Here is a 15,595-nt window from a genome sequence, read left to right as displayed (position 1 = left end):
GTCACTCTCCATCCACGGGCTCAAATACCACACCGGTCATTTTGTCTTGGTCACTCATCCGACCATACACTTGCCGCCATTCGCGGTCTGCCTCTACCGCGTCTTGGTGTGCTTCCTGCTGCGAGGGCTGCCGTGGCGGGTTATGGTGCTCGACGGCTGGAAACAACACAGCAACGGCCATAAACACAGCACAACAAATCAATAAGCGCCGTATAAAATCCATTAACCAAGTGCGCATGTCACACCCCCTTAATCACATCGGCATCCACCACTTCAAACCCGAGTTCAGCTGCCTGATTCATGGCAGCGCTGACCAGATTATTGACGGCCAGCGGATACAACAGACTGGTTGTCTCTGTACCACGCTGGGTGCGGGCACGGTGCTGTAATCGCTCGGCGATGGCCAACATGCCATCATCGGTAATCACCTCGGTATGCTTCTTGCCCATGCGCTCAAATTTAAACTTCAGGTATTGCTCCAGCTTGCCGTCAGTGAGTGGCTGCAGGGTAACGACTTCGCAGCGCTGTACCACTTCGCGCACATTGGGATTGCTTTCAGACAGCTTATTGGCCAGTTCTGTCTGACCAATCAGGATGATGCCGAGGAGGCGTTCAAAACCCTGTTTCAACTCAAAGAACCGCTTCAGATGTTTCAATGTGGGCAGTGGCATGCCGTGGGCTTCTTCAATAACCAGCACATGTTTGTTCCCGGCTTTCGCACTTTCTTGCAGTGCTTTATGCACTTGGCGAAACCGGGCTTCTGGGCTGCGTTTCGGGTTGGTGCCGGGTGCCACAGCGTCCAAGATGGCTTCTGCGATGTGCACTGATTTCATGGTTTTACCCTTGATGTCGTTTTCTTCCATGGCCAGCACGTAGGGTTCAATCATGATGATTTGGCGGCCTTCGCGTGCAATCCGATCCTGCAGGTCTTCACGCAAGGTTGATTTACCAGCCCCAGATTCGCCCACCACCGCGATAAATCCTCCGTGCGCTGCTGTCTGAAACATGGCTTCGCGCACATACTTGATGTCTGGGCTGGTGAATACATCTTCAGCACTGCTGATTTCTTCGCTGAATGGATCACGTGGCAGGCCAAATGCCATTTTGGTTGCTTGTGTTAATGCGGTCTTTCTGAGTAACATAGTGTCGTCCTCGCTTTCTTGAGTCAGGGCTGGTACGGCTTCTGGGGTCTGTGAGAGGTCACTCGGAATGCCCGTACCACTATCAACAAAAAACTGTTTTAATGCTTCGTGTAATGCATCTGGTCTTCGCTTTGGCCAAATACCATGATTGGCAATCTGGCTAATAACAGCCGGTGACACACCCACCGCACCGGCCACCACCGCATACGACTTGCCCAGCTGCTTTAAAGTGGTTTTGATGTTCATAGCGCGGTTCCTGTTTTGTGTAGTTTCAGGCTGCCTGATGTGCGCAAGCGCTCAAATACAGATTCCACTTCACTGGCGACCACGCCTCCCGGATACATAAGCTGCAAGGTTTTGACCGCCTGCGGCCAATTCCCGCCTTCAGCGTCAATACGGGGTTTCAAGAGTTTGGCAATTTCAACTTTGCTCAAAACCTGTTCCGTCACTTCTTTACGGTTGTAATCCAGTTGCTGGCCTTGTTTTTCGACATACAAAATATTGCGTTCGGCCAAAGTGTTTTCCTGATGCTTGTATGGGTCGATGCTGCCGCCAAAGGGCAAGGCGCTGGTTTTGCGTTTGGCTTCGGCTTCTTCCAATGTGTCAGCCATCATGGCAATCTTGTTCAGCTCTTTCTTGTGTTGCTGGGCGGGCGTGTCAACACTGGCACGATATTCTTCGCCCATCACCACTGCAGATTCACGGAAACCAAAGTCGCCAAACTCAACCGGCTCAACCGTTTGCCAGATTTCATTTCCGGCTGCATCATAAGTGGCCACTTGTGCCACATCAGGCCGCCATGGGTTTTTGGCCACCATTAATTTTTGACCAACCATCACATCAGCAATGTCGCGCACTGAAAATCGTTTGCCTGAAAACTGAATTTCTAAATCCGGAGTAACCTTGACTTCCTTGGGTGCAGATACCGCCAGTTCGCGGCAATAGTCTGCCGGTGGTGGCAATATCAGCTGCTCGGCTTGAATACGGTTCCACGCCTGATAACGCGTCATCTTGTGTCTGCTGTGTATTTCAGTGCCATTGAAATACTGCATCCAGCGCAGACTCAGTGCGTTAAGCTGGTCAATATTGTTGATTTCAATAAAGCGTAAACCAGATTCAAATGCGGTCTCCACCATATCGTTGGCTTTTTCCACTTGCCCCTTGGCGCGTGGTTTGTGTGGCGTATTGATTTGCACCCGCACACCGAGCTGTTTACACAGATTTTTAAAAGCATGGCTCGTATTGGCACTACCCGGGTCCAGCATCACGCCTGTCGGTACCCCACGAATCGGGTCGGTGTGCACATTGGCTTTTGGCTGCATCATAAAAATAAAGAAATCACACAGGTTTTGGCTGGTTTCACCGCCAAAATAGTAGCGCACACATATCGTGCCACTGGCATGGTCGGTGCCGGTATAGCGCCATACGCGGTCATTCAATACTTTCACCAGATTGGCTGGTTTGTTTTTATAAAATGCTGCTGCATCAGCAATGCGCAAACCTGTGTCCTTGCCGTGCCGTGGCAAGTAATACAGCACACACATACTCGGGTCGATCTGCCACCAGTGATTCGGGTGTAATGATTTCATGCGGGTGACAGGATCAGGCTGCAACAGTTGTTCTGGGTGCAATCCATAATCTTTTAACGCACGGGTGATTGTGCTTTCAGACAGCGGGGTACAAACCCCATCTTCATCAATCTGCACGGCATCAATCAAACCATTCGCCCGTAGCATTTCTGTTGCTCGGCCTATGGTCATAATGCGCTTGCCGTTTTTACGGGCACCTTCCAGTACTGCTGCACTGATTAATTTGGCTTCCTCTAATGTCAATGTGGACGTACCGGCATCAGCGCGGCGCTTGCGCTGCGGCTGAATAGCCACTTTTTTTAAGTGCCGATACAATTTGTCCATACTCCAACCCAATCCTTGTGCCTGCTGTTTTAAATAATGTGTTTTAACGCCATGCCCCAATGTGTCCGCGTGGTGCGCAATGGCAGTCAATCGCTCAATCAGTGCCGGGTTATTCATGGCGTTACTCCGTGGCCTTAAACCATTCAGGAACCGCATCAACAGGTGGCTGTTGGGGCAACACAAATTGCTCACGCAGGCTTTCACAATCTCGAATGATTTGATTCAGGCAGCCCACCATCGCGGGGCTGTGATCCATCCCATTCGCTTCGGCATGTGCCATCATTTGTTCAAAAACCGGTATCAGGCGGGTAATTTGGCTTTCAATGCCCACTTGAATGGCACCCATCGACATTTTCAATTCATCCGCCACATCGCTGGGCTTGGCCTCTTTTACAGATGATTGTTTCTTAGCCAGTTTTTCGGATAAATCATTAATCTTGGTGTCTTTTTCTGCCGAAACTTTGCGTGCCGCATCGGTTTCATCACGCGCATCACGCAGAGCCTGGCGTAGCTCACGCACACTCATGCGTTCAACATCGTCCAGACTATGGCCGTTTAATTCACCGCCATCTGCCAGATCAACGACAGCCTCATCTTCTTCAACCAACAATTCCAGAAGTTTGGACTTCCCCAAATTCATCAACTTGGGTGCGGCTTTCTGCATTTGCGGTGTCGCAAAACGACGCGTGGCCATCATCAATCTGGTTACTTCACGGGTGTGTAGCCCCAGTTCACTCTCGGCAATGTCACGAAATCGTCCATGATCTGTATGCTCTTTCAGAATAATCAGGGCACGCCCCAACTCAAACATGCCTTCCATAGCCTGGCGCGCCGCCTGTCGGGCACGCTCCACCCAGCGGTCTTCGTTGTAAACCTCGCCATTGCCCCATTGATCCATTACCGCCACGCTATTCAAGGCGGCTTGATTGGAGACCACGGTGGTTTCCTGTTTCATCATGTCACTCATCATTTCGCTCCCAAAATGGACGACGTCGTCCATTTTCACTTTTCAAATACGACGACGTCGCATTTGGGTTTAATAAATACCGGCATCAACACGCTGCTCCAGTTCGCCCAGTCTGGCTTTTAAGCGCTCTTGGTCGCGGCGGAATCGTTCGGCAATCTGCAAGGTCTGGATGCTGTATGCGTAGTTCCCGTTATCCAGCTTTTGCACCAGTCCTTCTGCAATCAGATCTTCTAAGTCTCGGCTGACGTGAACGGGGGAAATACCGAGCCCATCTGCAATTTCTTTATTACTGATGCCAATAATCGGGTGGGCTTTAAGCGCTTTGTACACACGCAGTAAACGAATGCCTTTGGTACTCATAATGGCTCCTATGCCGCGCGGTTTTTCAAGCCTAATGCGACTGCAATCTCATGTGCTTTCCCTCGATTGGCCTTCACGCTACCGTTGAGAATCCGAGATGTGTAGGTATATTCATACCCATGTCGCTCGCACCAACTTTTAAGCGTTTCACCGCGATTTCTAAAACCTTGCTTCACTTTTTCTGCATTCATGGAATAACTCCCAAATATTCGTGATAAACTTCCATCGTTTATATTTATAAACAACCTTGTTTAATTGTTGAATTAATTTTATCCAAATATATTTGGATAAGCAACTACTTTATCCAATTATTTTGAGATTAGTTTATGTTCGGATCGAGACTGAAAGAAGAACGCGTGAAAAACCAGCTCAGTCAAGAAGAGTTGGCCAGTAAACTAGACGTCAAAAAAAATACAGTTTGGAATTGGGAGAATGAAAAATCCTATCCAAACGCGCTTCAAATTATGGATTTTTTGGATTTTGGGTTTGATGTCCAATATATTTTGACAGGAATGCATTCCAAAAGCATTGACACCATCATTGCAGATGAATATGCCTATATACCCATGTTTGATGTTGAGGTTTCTGCTGGGAATGGTGCCCACGCTTATGGTGTATTAGCCCCAAGCACACGGCTGGCATTTAGAAATGATTGGTTGCACTCTCGGGGATTGTGTCATAAAGACCTCAATTGTGTACTTGCCCGAGGAGACAGCATGGAGCCCACGATTGGGAATCATGACACCTTGTTAGTAGATACTTCAAAATCCAATCCAAGAGATGGTTATATCTATGTTATCCGCAGTGGGGATACCTTGTGGGTGAAACGAATACAAAAACAAATAGATGGAAGCTTGTTGTTGATTTCAGATAATTCTGCCTATCCACCCATGCCATTAAAGCTGGAAAATCATCCAGATGTAGAAGTCATAGGACAGGTTGTAAACGTATCGCGGGATTTGATTTAAATTAATTAATCCGTTAAGAGATTTCAATTCAATAAATATAAAGGGGCCAACATGGGTTTACTATTTGCTTTATTATCTTTTCCAGCTGCTGGTTTGGTTTGGTGGCTACTCGCCAAAAAATTAAAAAATAAAGGTACCGGAGGCTTAGCGCGACATGCCTTGGGTGTTATTGTTGGTTCTATCATTTGGTTCGTATTCATTGTTATTGGGGTAGCTATTGATCCAAACCTTGCCGCTGAACCAAACAACCAGACAGCTGAAATAGCCCAGAAGGCATCTTCTACAACCAAAGCGGTTGAATCTAATGAAACAACCCTTAACGCATCTTCTCCTGTGCCAACTCCTAAGGTGGATACCCTCGATCTGGACTTCGACACATTTAGGAATCGGGTTAATCAAGATTTTGAATCAGTTGAATTACCATTCGCGATTTCATCAGGCATCAAACCTGAAGGAGAAGCAAGCGATGTGCGTAAAGTAGCGTCCATTGCGTTTGCGAATAACTTACATAGCACAGTGGCTATAGACCCCAAAAGCAACAAAGTCACTTCTATTTCCGTGATGATGGCTCCCACAGATAACGCACTGGATAATTTACAAATTGGTAGTGCTGCTGCATTTATTCTCTCTGCGGCTGATGGTGATGAAGGCAATAAAACTGTTGGTGGAAAAATTATAAAAATGATTGCCGCAACAATGGATTCTTTCTCTAAGCACCCTGATCAAGAAAATTCAGGCAAAAATAGCTTTGTCCAAAATAATGTGAAATATACCGTCATGATTACAAAAGGTATGCCCATCATGATGTTTGCTGAGCCAGTATAACTAAATCTTTGCAAGCCAAAGAATATGAAGCAGCGTTGAATCAGATGTAATTAATTTAGAGATACTAATTCTTTATGCAAGACCGAATGAAAATATAGCTGCGATTATGTTTTGTTCTTATCTATAAAGGGAAAAGTTATGCATTTAAATAATGTTGTCATTCATAAACTTGTAATTGAAAAAAACTTAGTAACAATTGACCTAGCGAATGAAGAAGCAGGAAATGATGCCGAAGTTACCAACGAATTTCTTGATGGCCTGCTGGCCTATTATGAAAAAAGAGTAGGCAAAAGCTACGGCCATTTCGAATCGGATACTGTCAATTACCCAGCCAGTGTTTTTTTGCAACAATGGTATATAGATAAAAAAACGAATTTTATCCAAACTACAAAAAATTTTATGGCTCACCTTCAGAATCGCGCTCCTCACACTTCGGCTTCTGCCAATATTGTTTTTTTCTGCGTAACAGAAAATGGTAAAGATTTGCTTCTAATTTCAGTAGTGAATAACAAAAAAGGTGCGGCCATTGAAAATCGCGATTTTAAGCGCACGCAATTCTTAGATTTAAAAGAAATGCGATTCGCAGGGAAAGTAGATTTGACAGCTTGGAAAAACCAAGATGAAAACTATATCAGCTTCTTAGCTGGTGGCAGCGATGTATCTAACTTTTTTCAACAGTTTTTAGGATGTAATTCCTCTATCAGATCCAAGACTATCACCATTGCTTTAACTGAACTGGTTGGGCAATTTAGCCAAGATAAAGAAATGTCCCCAGAACGCATTTTGAAATTTTATGCTGATAGCCATGAATACCTCAAAAATTTGACAGAAGAAAATCCGTTTAACGCCGAGGTATTCAGTCGAACCGTTTATCCAGAGGCTCCTGAAGACATTCAGGACTACATGAATAAAGATGAATATAAAATCCCAGACGGTTTTTCTCCCCATAAAGCCACGGTTGATACACTAAATACTGTCACTTTCACCGAAAATGCTTACACCCTGAAAATACGACGAGATGCTATCATTCGTGGTAACGCATACTACGATGAAGATATGGATGCAGTTATTTTGAGAAACCCTTCCAAAAAGATGAAAGCAGAATTTACTGTCCAGAAAAATGATAACGACAGCCCAGAAAATTGAGTACCTATCAATTATTTACAAATCAACACAACTTACCGGATGGAAAAATACTTATACGCCATATAAGGTTCCTGATTCGACAGTTTGTGCTGCTCTAAACTGGGCATTGAATACTCCCTCTGAATCTAAGATAGCATCCAATTTAGAAGATGGAGAAACAGTTTCTGTCGGACAGAAATTTAAAATTTGCATTCAGCCACCTGCTTCAGCCCTTGGTTTAAAAGTATACGATAATGAAAATCAATTTTTGATAGACAATCCGACAGGAATTGTTCAGGATTTCTTTGTGTTATCTGATGTATTTTTTAGTGCAGATGAAATAAAACCTGATTGGTTTACGAACTACCAGTTGGCATTGCAGTTAGTATCATACCTGCAGCGGGTCGCAGTACATTTTCATAGCAATCAGATTTTTTTTGTAAACAATAAAAAGAAGCTTGAATTACTGATTGTGATGGAAGATACAGTGATTAACCAGATTTCTAAAGATGCTCTAAATAAAATATTGATTTTTTTGCAGGAAGATAATATTCATAGCGAGCAAGTAAATGAAATTTTTGCTGATGCTGTCGTTGAACTGGTAAAACTGCAGCCTTTACACGAAGGATTCAGCTATCTTTTACTGAATTTGGAAGCCTTATATCAGAACATATTGCATAATTACAATTTGTTTTGTGCTGATTTCAGCTATGAAAAATACAAAGAGAAATTGGCGGCTTCTCGTCTAGATGACTTCACAAAAGCTCATAAAATTTTTGCCGATATTCAAAATCAAATATTAGGAATTCCTGCTGCAACTTTTATTGTTGCAACTCAAATGAAACAGATTGAAAACCATTACATATCTCCCGAATTTTGGGCAAATACGGGTATCTTCATAGGCTGTGTAATCTATGCTATTTTGATGTTGTGTACACTAAATAATCAATCGGAAACTGCATCCGTTATTGAGAATGAAATAGCAAGACAAAAAAATAGTATTAGAGAAGAGCTCAACTTAAAGGATGAATTACCGGCTGACATACAACAATTGTTTACACCTCTTGATAATCGAATCAAGAACCAAAAAGATGTCATCTGTTTTTTGCAATGGGTAGTTTCCTTTGGTCTTTTTGCTTGTATGGTCGTCTATTTAATCCGGAGCTTTTAATTTTTAAAATTTTTAGATCCAATCTAATCCAATCTATATGATACATTTTTGATAAAAAGTAATTTTTAAAGCGCTTTAAAAGCCGCCGAACACCATCAAAGCCAAAATCCCTATAACACTTTGTTATGGGGATTTTTTCATGTTTATCACAATTACAGCGGGTCACAGCAATACAGACCCGGGTGCTGTTAATGGCACGATCAAAGAGGCGGATGTTGCGCAAGACATGCGCAACATGGTTGCTCATTACCTGAAATCCATGGGTATTGAAATCAAGACAGATGGCGAAGGAAAAGGCAATTTACCCTTGACTCAAGCCATCAAGCTCATTAAAGGCAGCCGTGCCGCCGTCGAATTCCACTGCAATGCCTCGTCCAACAAATCAGCAAAAGGTGTGGAAGCATTGGCACAGCCAAAAGACAAAGCTTTATGCCAAAAGCTATGCAAGGCTGTTGCAGGTATCACAGGTAGCCCGTTGCGCGGTGTCAGTGGCTGGCAACCAGAAAACGCAGGCCAACACAGTCGACTGGGGTATGTGCGCAATGGCGGCATCATCCTTGAATTGTTTTTCATTAGCAATGATTCCGAGCTGGCCGTATGGCATGACAAAAAGTGGCTGGTCGCCAAAGCAGTCGCCACGGTGTTGACGGGAGAGATGCAATGAAAGCATTCCTGAAATGGCTTGCCGGGCTTTTCTCCAATCCCGAAACAGGCGCGGTATCACACAGTAAAGTCTGGGCAAATGTGGCCTGCGCCGTGATGACCATCAAATTCATTTTGTTGCCGGAACCAGCGATTGATGTGTGGTGGGCATTTGGCAGCATGGTTGGCGGTTATGCCCTAATCCGGCGTGGCATTGCCGCTGCCCAGCAAATAGGAGGTAGCAAAAATGCTGACCAGTGATTGGCGCATCAAAATCATCAATTACTGCATTGGCTTCGCTATCGGTGCGGCTTTATCCGGAGGTATTTATTACCTTGGTGTGCGGCATGGCACACAAGCCCAATTGGTGAAACAGCAGGATTTGCAAAAAGAATGGGACAGCCAAATTCAGGCAGCCCAGCAGCAATACATTCAAAAGTTGCAGGAAGCTCAGGCTGAAAAAGACAAATGGTATGCCTTTGCGCAAAAGCAAAGCACCGATTTGGCTAAAGCAAACCAAGCGCTGGATATCGCTCAAGGGTTATTAAAAAAGGATATTTCAAATGCGATTAAAAATGATGAAAAAAGTAGCACTGTTTGCTATAGCGGCATCGGTGCTGACAGCCTGCGGCTCTACAACAAAGCCTTTGGCTACCCCGATTCAGACCATTGAAAAGCCGGTATTGCCGCCTGTGTCTTCTGAGCTGCTGGTCATTTATGAACGCCCAGAGCGTCCGGCCAGCGGCTCCCCCCAACACCTACTGACCCATGCTGTTGAATATGGTGGCTGGTGCACTAAGCAAGATGCCCAGCTACGCGGCTGGCAATCTTGGTACCGGCAGGAGCAGTGATGGATATTGCAGATAAAGCAGCCGAGCGCGAAGCCGAATTTTTGGCTGAAGCGTTTTATCGGCACAGTCAAAAACAACCAAGCGGTGCCAGCCTGAGCCATTGTGAAGATTGTGGAGAATCAATCCCGCTGGCACGACAGCAGGCCATCCCCGGCGTGCGTTTGTGTGTGTTGTGCCAGGAATACCACGAAGCTGGTTGGCCATAGGATCATCATGCAAGAAAAAACCTTTATCACGATTGAGTTTTGGCAGGCCGTTGGCTTTTTATTGGGCTTTTTAGGCGTGTGTTTCACCTTCGGCAAAATTCTGCTGAGCCAGTTTCAGTCACAGCTGGCCGAGCGCAATAAGCAGCAAGACAAGCTCTCTGAAAAAATGGAAGGCCTAGAGCGCAAGCAAGCTGATCTGGATGCCACTATGCCCATCAATTATGTGCGGCGTGAAGACTACATTCGCAATCAAACCGTGATTGAAGCCAAGCTCGACAGTGTGCAGGAAACCTTGACCAACCTCTACAAAATAGAAAGTACAAAGCGATGAGCAATATGGAAAAAGCACGTCGAGAAGGCATGCGCTGGAATGTCATCAATGCATTGAACAAAGCCCGACCCTACACCACCAGCGAAGCATTTTTGCTGGACATCATGCGGGGCATTTACCCAGACACCACCGCTCTGGAATTACGCCAGCAGCTGGACTATTTGCATGATCGCAAGCTGGTGGATGTTACCAAGCAACCGAGTGGATTGTGGTTCGCCGATTTAACCCGCTTAGGGGTCGATATTGCCGAATACACCATTGATTGCCAAGCCGGTATTGCCCGCCCCGTTAAATATTGGGAGGGTTGATGATGGCCAAGCGCAGCACTCTTGCTACTTTACCTGCCGATATCCGACAGGCTTTCGAACGTAAACTGGCTGAAAATGGCTTTGCAAACTATTCAGAACTCACCGAATGGTTACAAGAACAAGGTTATGAAGTCAGCCGCTCTGCCGTGCACCGCTATGGTCAAAAAATCGAACGACGCTTTGCTGCCATCAAAGACAGCACCGAAGCGGCTCGTATGATTGCAGATCAAGCTACGGACGAGGGAGATACTCGCTCTGAAGCACTGATGGCTATGCTGCAAACTGAGCTGTTTAATGCCATGGTGGACATTGGTGAAATTGATGAAGAGAAGCTGCCGCCGATTGAGCGCTTCGGCCTGATGGCGGATGCGGCCAAAAACATTGCCGCACTCACATCAGCGTCAGCTCGGTTGAAACAGTTTCAGGCAAGCTTGCGTGACAAAATGGAGCGAAAATTTGCCGAGTTGGAAGCCGAGTCTACCCAGCAAAATAGCGGACTTGACCAAGAGACATTGCAGCGCATTCGCCAAGAGGTATATGGGGTAATGTCATGACGCAACCGGCACTCACGCTTTATGACTACCAAAAAAAATGGCTGGCTGATTCCAGCCGCTTTAAGGTGGGTATGTTTGCCCGCCAAACGGGTAAAACCTTCACCACCACGCTGGAAATCGTCTTGGACTGCTTGGATGCCGAGGCTCAGGCAGACGCACCCGCTGGGTAATCCTATCGCGCGGTGAGCGACAGGCCAAGGAAGCAATGAATGAAGGCGTAAAGCGGCACTTGGAAGCCGCCGGCATTGCTTGTGAAATTTTACAAGTACCGTTTGATGCAACCACGAATGCACTTGAAGTGGTGTTGCCGGGTGGTAGCAAAATTACCGCGCTGCCAGCCAATCCCGATACTGCACGCGGTTTTTCTGCCAACGTGTTTTTGGACGAATTCGCTTTTCACAAGGACAGTCGCGAGATTTGGAAAGCGCTGTTTCCGGTGATTTCTGCGGGATGGAAATTGCGCGTGGTATCCACGCCCAATGGCAAAGGCAATAAATTCTACGAGCTGGTTACCGATGAGAAAAACAAAGAGTGGAGCCGCCATATTGTTGATATTCATCAGGCGGTGGCCGATGGCTTGCCACGCAACATCGAACAACTCAAAAAAGGCTTAAACGATCCCGATGCATGGGCACAGGAATTTGAGCTGCAATGGCTTGATGAGGCCAGTGCCTGGTTGTCATACGACTTAATTCACGGTGTGGAACATGAACAGGCCGGGCTGCCTGAATACTACAGTGGAAACCCTTGTTTTGTCGGCGTAGACATTGGCATCCGCAACGACCTGTTTGTCGTGTGGGTATTGGAGCAAGTGGGTGATGTACTGTGGACGCGGGAATTGATTACCCGACGCCGCGCCTCGTTTGCAGAACAAGACGCGGTGTTAGGTGATGTGTTTGACTGCTTCCGCATTATTCGCTGTTGCATGGATAAAACCGGCATGGGTGAAAAGCCGGTGGAAGATGCACAACGCCGATATGGTGACAGCCGGGTTGAAGGCGTGTTATTTACCTCAGCCTCTAAATTGGCGATGGCGGCCATTGGCAAAGAGGCGTTTGAAGACAAGAAAATCCGCATTCCCGTTAATCAAGATTTACGTGCAGACCTGCACAAACTACAGAAGACCACCAGTGCCACCGGCGCGCCACGCTTTGTGGCTGAATCCGATGCCAATGGGCATGCTGACCGAACATGGGCGTGTTTTTTGGCTTTGAATGCCGCACACGAAGACACTGGCCCAGTGCGCGTCTCAAGCCGCCGTATTCGCCGCAGTAGCAGTTTAACCAGAGGTTATTAAGATGGCAAAACCACACTTCAAACTCAAAACCGGAAACGGCGTATTGAACCTCAGTGCCCAAGACATGACCGGCCATATGGCGGTGGCTAAGACTGCCTTTGGAGCTTATGCATTTAATGGTTGGCTGCCGAATCCCGACCCAATATTGAAGAAGTTGGGACAAAACATCAGCGTGTACACAGAATTATTGTCGGATGGCGTGGTTGGTGGTCATGTACGCCGTCGCAAAGCCACAGTGGCTGGATTGCAATGGCGTTTGGATGGTGATGATGTCCCTAACAATGTGATGGAAACCATAGACGCGGTATTCACAGGCATGGATACCTATCGGCAAATTAAAGACATCTTGAATGCGCCGTTTTTTGGTTATCAACCCATTGAAATCATCTGGCAAAAAGATAAATTGTGGCTGCCTGAAAAGCTTGTGGCCAAGCCGCAAGAATGGTTTAACTTCAATGACCAAAACCAGCTTCAATTTATCAGCAATCAAAACTGGCAAGGTGAACCAGTGCCGCCCGTGAAATTTCTATGCCCAACACACGAAGCCAGCTATATCAATCCGTATGGCCGCCCAGACTTGGCCATGGTGTTTTGGCCGACCACATTCCGCCGTGCCGGTCTCAAATTCTGGGCGCAATTCACTGAGAAATATGGTGCACCTTGGCTGATTGGGCATGAGCCGCGCAGCAACACCCAACAAGACACCGATAAATTGCTGGATGCACTGGAAGCCTTGATTGGCAATTCAGTCGGCACCATCCCGAACGACAGTAGCGTGGAAATCAAAGAAGCGACTGGTAAAACTGGCTCTGTGGATGCGTACGACAAATTGATTCGTATGTGCCGAAGTGAAACTGCCATTGCATTATTGGGGCAAGATCAGACAACCGAAAAAGACAGCACCAATGCCAGTGCGCAAGCCGGACTGGAAGTGACTGAAGACATCCGCGACAGCGACAAACGCATTGTTGAAAGCACCTTTAACCAGCTTATTGATTTAATTTGCGATTTGAATTTTGGCGATGCTCCCCGTCCCACATTTGAATTGTATGAAGAAGAAGCCGGTGACAAAGACTTGGCCGCCCGCGATAAATCATTGACTGAATGCGGTGTACGGCTTTCAGAATCTTATTGGAAGCGGGCTTACAATCTGACTGATGATGATATTGTCACCATCAAACCCACCGCTCAGTCGCCATCATCCGTGGCCAGCTTTGCTGAGCCGACTTTAGAAAATGATGCTGGATTGGTCATTGATACCTTACCACCTGATTCAGGCAGCCTGAATACTCAAGGTGAAGGGCTGACTACTGCATTGGTGGCTTCTTTAAAAAACGGTGCTGCTCCTGAAAATGTTCTGGATCGGCTGGTTGGTGCCTACCCCGACATGGACGATAAAGCATTACAAAATGAGTTGGCCAGATTGCTGTTTTTATCGGAATTGGTTGGGCGTATTGAAGCAGCAGAGGAATTGGCCAAATGAAACCCGAAGACATCAAAGCCATCTTCAGCTTACAACCTGATGCCGCCATCGCCTATCTGGAACCAAAAGGCATACAGGTCAGTTGGGATTGGCAAGACATGCTGGACGATGCCCATGCCACCGCATTTACAGTGGCGAAGACCATGAAAATGGATGTAATCGATGACATCTACAGCGCCGTAGTCAAATCTGTAGAAAACGGTCAAACATTGCAACAATTTAATAACGAGCTGGCACCCGTGTTGCAACGCAAAGGCTGGTGGGGAAAACAAGAAGTTGCCAACCCGGATACAGGCGAGCCTCAGACTGTGCGCCTCGGTAGCCCATATCGGCTGAAAACCATCTATTTGACCAATATGCAGTCAGCGTACATGGCTGGGCGTTATGTCGCCATGCGCGAAGCGGTGGATACCCATCCTTATTGGGAATACGTGGCCATTATGGATACGCGCACACGCCCATCCCATGCCGCGTTGAATGGCATGGTTTATGAAGCAGATGACCCAGTATGGAACAGCATGTATCCGCCGTTGGATTTCCGTTGCCGCTGCCGTGTCCGTGCGTTGTCAGAATCATCAGGCAGAAGCCGAGTATTAACCAGTCCATCATTAGAAACCAAATATGTGGATATTGGCACCAATGAATATACTGGCGAAGTGCGTCATACTGAGCGAACAGGCATCCGGGTTAATGGTGAGTTCATTGCACCCAGCCCCGGTTTTAACGCCAATCAAGGCAAATCCATGCTCAGCAGGATGGCCAGTATTGCGGTAGAAAAAGCCCAAGCAACGCATCCAGACATTGCCCGAGTGGCCTTGCGTGACATGATGCAAAACAAACGTTTTAAGGAATCACTCAATACAACACAAAGCGCATGGGTTACCAAGCTGTTATCAGGAAGTCAGTCATGATAGAAATCAGCGTTGATTCAAGCCAACTTGAACACGGCCTCGGCCAACTGCTCAGCAATGCCACCAGTACACGCCCCATGATGGCAGGTATGGCCACCGAATTACACAGCCTGACCGAAGACAACTTCCAATCAGAATCTTGGGGTGGCGATCCATGGAAAAAGAGTTTACGCGCTGGCAGTGAAGGTGGAAAAACGCTTCAAGACAGCGGGCAGCTGGCGGCGAGTATCAATACGGCAATCAGCAACGACTTCGCCCGCATTGGCAGCAATAAACCCTATGCCGCCATTCATCATTTTGGTGGTGACATCAAAGCCAAAAACAAACCCTACCTATTAATTCCATTTGGCAGTGGCTATGCAAAAGTGAAACAGGTCAGTATCCCAGCACGCCCATATTTGCCAATCAACCCCGATGGTGAATTACAAAAAGGTGCTGAAAACAGATTATTGAATGTTGCTCTGGATGCATTGGCAAAAGGACTATAATTTGGGCGCAAAAAAACGAGCCACCTTAAGCCCGTTTTTTGTTTCACTGTGTG

Annotated in this window: 23 protein-coding genes; 17 read left to right on the top strand and 6 right to left on the bottom strand. The window is 46.6% G+C overall.

Going from position 1 to position 15,595, the window contains the following annotated elements; translation table 11 throughout:
* Nucleotide 1: 1 nt before the first annotated feature.
* From A2F46_RS09095 to A2F46_RS09070, 6 genes are all read right to left on the bottom strand, one after another.
* The gene (locus A2F46_RS09095; protein WP_066569556.1) at nucleotides 2-238 is read right to left on the bottom strand and encodes a hypothetical protein; all 237 of its coding nucleotides are present in this window, start codon (nucleotides 236-238) and stop codon (nucleotides 2-4) included.
* A gap of 1 nt (nucleotide 239) precedes the next feature.
* Nucleotides 240-1,382: an AAA family ATPase gene (locus A2F46_RS09090; RefSeq protein ID WP_082783651.1), complete on the bottom strand. Its 1,143-nt coding sequence runs from the start codon at nucleotides 1,380-1,382 to the stop codon at nucleotides 240-242.
* A gap of 2 nt (nucleotides 1,383-1,384) precedes the next feature.
* Nucleotides 1,385-3,172 (bottom strand): transposase, encoded by a 1,788-nt coding sequence (locus A2F46_RS09085; protein ID WP_231867761.1) that lies wholly within the window; start codon nucleotides 3,170-3,172, stop codon nucleotides 1,385-1,387.
* A gap of 4 nt (nucleotides 3,173-3,176) precedes the next feature.
* Complete coding sequence (locus A2F46_RS09080) at nucleotides 3,177-4,025, bottom strand: hypothetical protein (protein WP_066569551.1); 849 nt, start codon at nucleotides 4,023-4,025, stop codon at nucleotides 3,177-3,179.
* Nucleotides 4,026-4,091: 66 nt separating this feature from the next.
* Nucleotides 4,092-4,382 carry a helix-turn-helix domain-containing protein gene (locus A2F46_RS09075; protein WP_066569550.1) on the bottom strand — a complete coding sequence of 97 codons (291 nt, stop codon included), beginning with the start codon at nucleotides 4,380-4,382 and terminating at the stop codon, nucleotides 4,092-4,094.
* A gap of 8 nt (nucleotides 4,383-4,390) precedes the next feature.
* Nucleotides 4,391-4,573, bottom strand: a complete 183-nt coding sequence (locus A2F46_RS09070; RefSeq protein ID WP_066569548.1) for a transcriptional regulator — start codon at nucleotides 4,571-4,573, stop codon at nucleotides 4,391-4,393.
* A 135-nt stretch (nucleotides 4,574-4,708) separates the two neighbouring features.
* On the opposite strand from A2F46_RS09070, the gene A2F46_RS09065 reads away from it, so the two are divergent.
* The 17 genes from A2F46_RS09065 to A2F46_RS08990 all read left to right on the top strand — a co-directional run bounded on the left by A2F46_RS09065 (nucleotide 4,709) and on the right by A2F46_RS08990 (nucleotide 15,542).
* Entirely contained in the window at nucleotides 4,709-5,350 is a 642-nt protein-coding gene (locus A2F46_RS09065; protein ID WP_066569547.1) for an XRE family transcriptional regulator, read from the top strand.
* A 51-nt stretch (nucleotides 5,351-5,401) separates the two neighbouring features.
* A complete protein-coding gene (locus tag A2F46_RS09060; RefSeq protein WP_066569544.1) occupies nucleotides 5,402-6,175 on the top strand; it encodes a hypothetical protein in 774 nt (257 codons plus the stop codon).
* A 138-nt stretch (nucleotides 6,176-6,313) separates the two neighbouring features.
* Complete coding sequence (locus A2F46_RS09055; RefSeq protein WP_066569540.1) at nucleotides 6,314-7,321, top strand: nucleoid-associated protein; 1,008 nt, start codon at nucleotides 6,314-6,316, stop codon at nucleotides 7,319-7,321.
* Nucleotides 7,296-8,471 (top strand): hypothetical protein, encoded by a 1,176-nt coding sequence (locus A2F46_RS09050; protein ID WP_066569537.1) that lies wholly within the window; start codon nucleotides 7,296-7,298, stop codon nucleotides 8,469-8,471. Before A2F46_RS09055 ends, A2F46_RS09050 begins: the two co-directional genes overlap by 26 nt.
* 139 nt (nucleotides 8,472-8,610) lie before the next feature.
* The gene (locus A2F46_RS09045) at nucleotides 8,611-9,135 is read left to right on the top strand and encodes an N-acetylmuramoyl-L-alanine amidase (protein ID WP_066569534.1); all 525 of its coding nucleotides are present in this window, start codon (nucleotides 8,611-8,613) and stop codon (nucleotides 9,133-9,135) included.
* Nucleotides 9,132-9,374 (top strand): hypothetical protein, encoded by a 243-nt coding sequence (locus A2F46_RS09040; protein WP_066569531.1) that lies wholly within the window; start codon nucleotides 9,132-9,134, stop codon nucleotides 9,372-9,374. The genes A2F46_RS09045 and A2F46_RS09040 overlap by 4 nt, the downstream gene beginning before the upstream one ends.
* Nucleotides 9,361-9,786, top strand: a complete 426-nt coding sequence (locus tag A2F46_RS09035; protein WP_066569527.1) for a hypothetical protein — start codon at nucleotides 9,361-9,363, stop codon at nucleotides 9,784-9,786. Before A2F46_RS09040 ends, A2F46_RS09035 begins: the two co-directional genes overlap by 14 nt.
* A complete protein-coding gene (locus tag A2F46_RS09030) occupies nucleotides 9,761-9,964 on the top strand; it encodes a hypothetical protein (RefSeq protein WP_066569524.1) in 204 nt (67 codons plus the stop codon). The genes A2F46_RS09035 and A2F46_RS09030 overlap by 26 nt, the downstream gene beginning before the upstream one ends.
* A complete protein-coding gene (locus A2F46_RS09025; RefSeq protein ID WP_369796330.1) occupies nucleotides 9,964-10,170 on the top strand; it encodes a TraR/DksA family transcriptional regulator in 207 nt (68 codons plus the stop codon). Before A2F46_RS09030 ends, A2F46_RS09025 begins: the two co-directional genes overlap by 1 nt.
* Nucleotides 10,171-10,177: 7 nt before the next feature.
* A complete protein-coding gene (locus tag A2F46_RS09020; RefSeq protein ID WP_066569521.1) occupies nucleotides 10,178-10,501 on the top strand; it encodes a hypothetical protein in 324 nt (107 codons plus the stop codon).
* Nucleotides 10,498-10,809 carry a hypothetical protein gene (locus A2F46_RS09015; RefSeq protein ID WP_066569519.1) on the top strand — a complete coding sequence of 104 codons (312 nt, stop codon included), beginning with the start codon at nucleotides 10,498-10,500 and terminating at the stop codon, nucleotides 10,807-10,809. Before A2F46_RS09020 ends, A2F46_RS09015 begins: the two co-directional genes overlap by 4 nt.
* Nucleotides 10,809-11,363 carry a DUF3486 family protein gene (locus tag A2F46_RS09010; RefSeq protein WP_369796329.1) on the top strand — a complete coding sequence of 185 codons (555 nt, stop codon included), beginning with the start codon at nucleotides 10,809-10,811 and terminating at the stop codon, nucleotides 11,361-11,363. Before A2F46_RS09015 ends, A2F46_RS09010 begins: the two co-directional genes overlap by 1 nt.
* On the top strand, nucleotides 11,360-11,533 hold the full coding sequence (locus A2F46_RS12625; protein ID WP_197457624.1) for a hypothetical protein: 174 nt from the start codon (nucleotides 11,360-11,362) through the stop codon (nucleotides 11,531-11,533). Before A2F46_RS09010 ends, A2F46_RS12625 begins: the two co-directional genes overlap by 4 nt.
* Nucleotides 11,534-11,568: 35 nt before the next feature.
* Complete coding sequence (locus A2F46_RS09005; RefSeq protein WP_197457623.1) at nucleotides 11,569-12,660, top strand: terminase large subunit domain-containing protein; 1,092 nt, start codon at nucleotides 11,569-11,571, stop codon at nucleotides 12,658-12,660.
* A gap of 1 nt (nucleotide 12,661) precedes the next feature.
* A complete protein-coding gene (locus A2F46_RS09000; RefSeq protein ID WP_066569517.1) occupies nucleotides 12,662-14,143 on the top strand; it encodes a DUF935 domain-containing protein in 1,482 nt (493 codons plus the stop codon).
* Entirely contained in the window at nucleotides 14,140-15,054 is a 915-nt protein-coding gene (locus A2F46_RS08995; RefSeq protein ID WP_066569515.1) for a phage minor head protein, read from the top strand. The genes A2F46_RS09000 and A2F46_RS08995 overlap by 4 nt, the downstream gene beginning before the upstream one ends.
* Nucleotides 15,051-15,542, top strand: a complete 492-nt coding sequence (locus tag A2F46_RS08990; protein WP_066569512.1) for a phage virion morphogenesis protein — start codon at nucleotides 15,051-15,053, stop codon at nucleotides 15,540-15,542. Before A2F46_RS08995 ends, A2F46_RS08990 begins: the two co-directional genes overlap by 4 nt.
* Nucleotides 15,543-15,595 lie beyond the last annotated feature (53 nt).

Origin of the sequence: Snodgrassella sp. CFCC 13594, assembly GCF_001590725.1 — a bacterium.
GTDB lineage: Bacteria > Pseudomonadota > Gammaproteobacteria > Burkholderiales > Neisseriaceae > Snodgrassella.
This window is presented reverse-complemented; position numbering and strand designations above follow the sequence as displayed.

Coding starts and splice junctions, on each gene's coding strand:
- A2F46_RS09085 (WP_231867761.1), bottom strand. CDS start 3,172: ATGAATAACCCGGCACTGATTGAGCGATTGACTGCCATTGCGCACCAC.
- A2F46_RS09095 (WP_066569556.1), bottom strand. CDS start 238: ATGCGCACTTGGTTAATGGATTTTATACGGCGCTTATTGATTTGTTGT.
- A2F46_RS09000 (WP_066569517.1), top strand. CDS start 12,662: ATGGCAAAACCACACTTCAAACTCAAAACCGGAAACGGCGTATTGAAC.
- A2F46_RS09055 (WP_066569540.1), top strand. CDS start 6,314: ATGCATTTAAATAATGTTGTCATTCATAAACTTGTAATTGAAAAAAAC.
- A2F46_RS09045 (WP_066569534.1), top strand. CDS start 8,611: ATGTTTATCACAATTACAGCGGGTCACAGCAATACAGACCCGGGTGCT.
- A2F46_RS09075 (WP_066569550.1), bottom strand. CDS start 4,382: ATGAGTACCAAAGGCATTCGTTTACTGCGTGTGTACAAAGCGCTTAAA.
- A2F46_RS09065 (WP_066569547.1), top strand. CDS start 4,709: ATGTTCGGATCGAGACTGAAAGAAGAACGCGTGAAAAACCAGCTCAGT.
- A2F46_RS09010 (WP_369796329.1), top strand. CDS start 10,809: ATGATGGCCAAGCGCAGCACTCTTGCTACTTTACCTGCCGATATCCGA.
- A2F46_RS09080 (WP_066569551.1), bottom strand. CDS start 4,025: ATGATGAGTGACATGATGAAACAGGAAACCACCGTGGTCTCCAATCAA.
- A2F46_RS09060 (WP_066569544.1), top strand. CDS start 5,402: ATGGGTTTACTATTTGCTTTATTATCTTTTCCAGCTGCTGGTTTGGTT.
- A2F46_RS12625 (WP_197457624.1), top strand. CDS start 11,360: ATGACGCAACCGGCACTCACGCTTTATGACTACCAAAAAAAATGGCTG.
- A2F46_RS09070 (WP_066569548.1), bottom strand. CDS start 4,573: ATGAATGCAGAAAAAGTGAAGCAAGGTTTTAGAAATCGCGGTGAAACG.
- A2F46_RS08995 (WP_066569515.1), top strand. CDS start 14,140: ATGAAACCCGAAGACATCAAAGCCATCTTCAGCTTACAACCTGATGCC.
- A2F46_RS08990 (WP_066569512.1), top strand. CDS start 15,051: ATGATAGAAATCAGCGTTGATTCAAGCCAACTTGAACACGGCCTCGGC.
- A2F46_RS09035 (WP_066569527.1), top strand. CDS start 9,361: ATGCTGACCAGTGATTGGCGCATCAAAATCATCAATTACTGCATTGGC.
- A2F46_RS09040 (WP_066569531.1), top strand. CDS start 9,132: ATGAAAGCATTCCTGAAATGGCTTGCCGGGCTTTTCTCCAATCCCGAA.
- A2F46_RS09015 (WP_066569519.1), top strand. CDS start 10,498: ATGAGCAATATGGAAAAAGCACGTCGAGAAGGCATGCGCTGGAATGTC.
- A2F46_RS09050 (WP_066569537.1), top strand. CDS start 7,296: ATGATAACGACAGCCCAGAAAATTGAGTACCTATCAATTATTTACAAA.
- A2F46_RS09025 (WP_369796330.1), top strand. CDS start 9,964: ATGGATATTGCAGATAAAGCAGCCGAGCGCGAAGCCGAATTTTTGGCT.
- A2F46_RS09020 (WP_066569521.1), top strand. CDS start 10,178: ATGCAAGAAAAAACCTTTATCACGATTGAGTTTTGGCAGGCCGTTGGC.
- A2F46_RS09005 (WP_197457623.1), top strand. CDS start 11,569: ATGAATGAAGGCGTAAAGCGGCACTTGGAAGCCGCCGGCATTGCTTGT.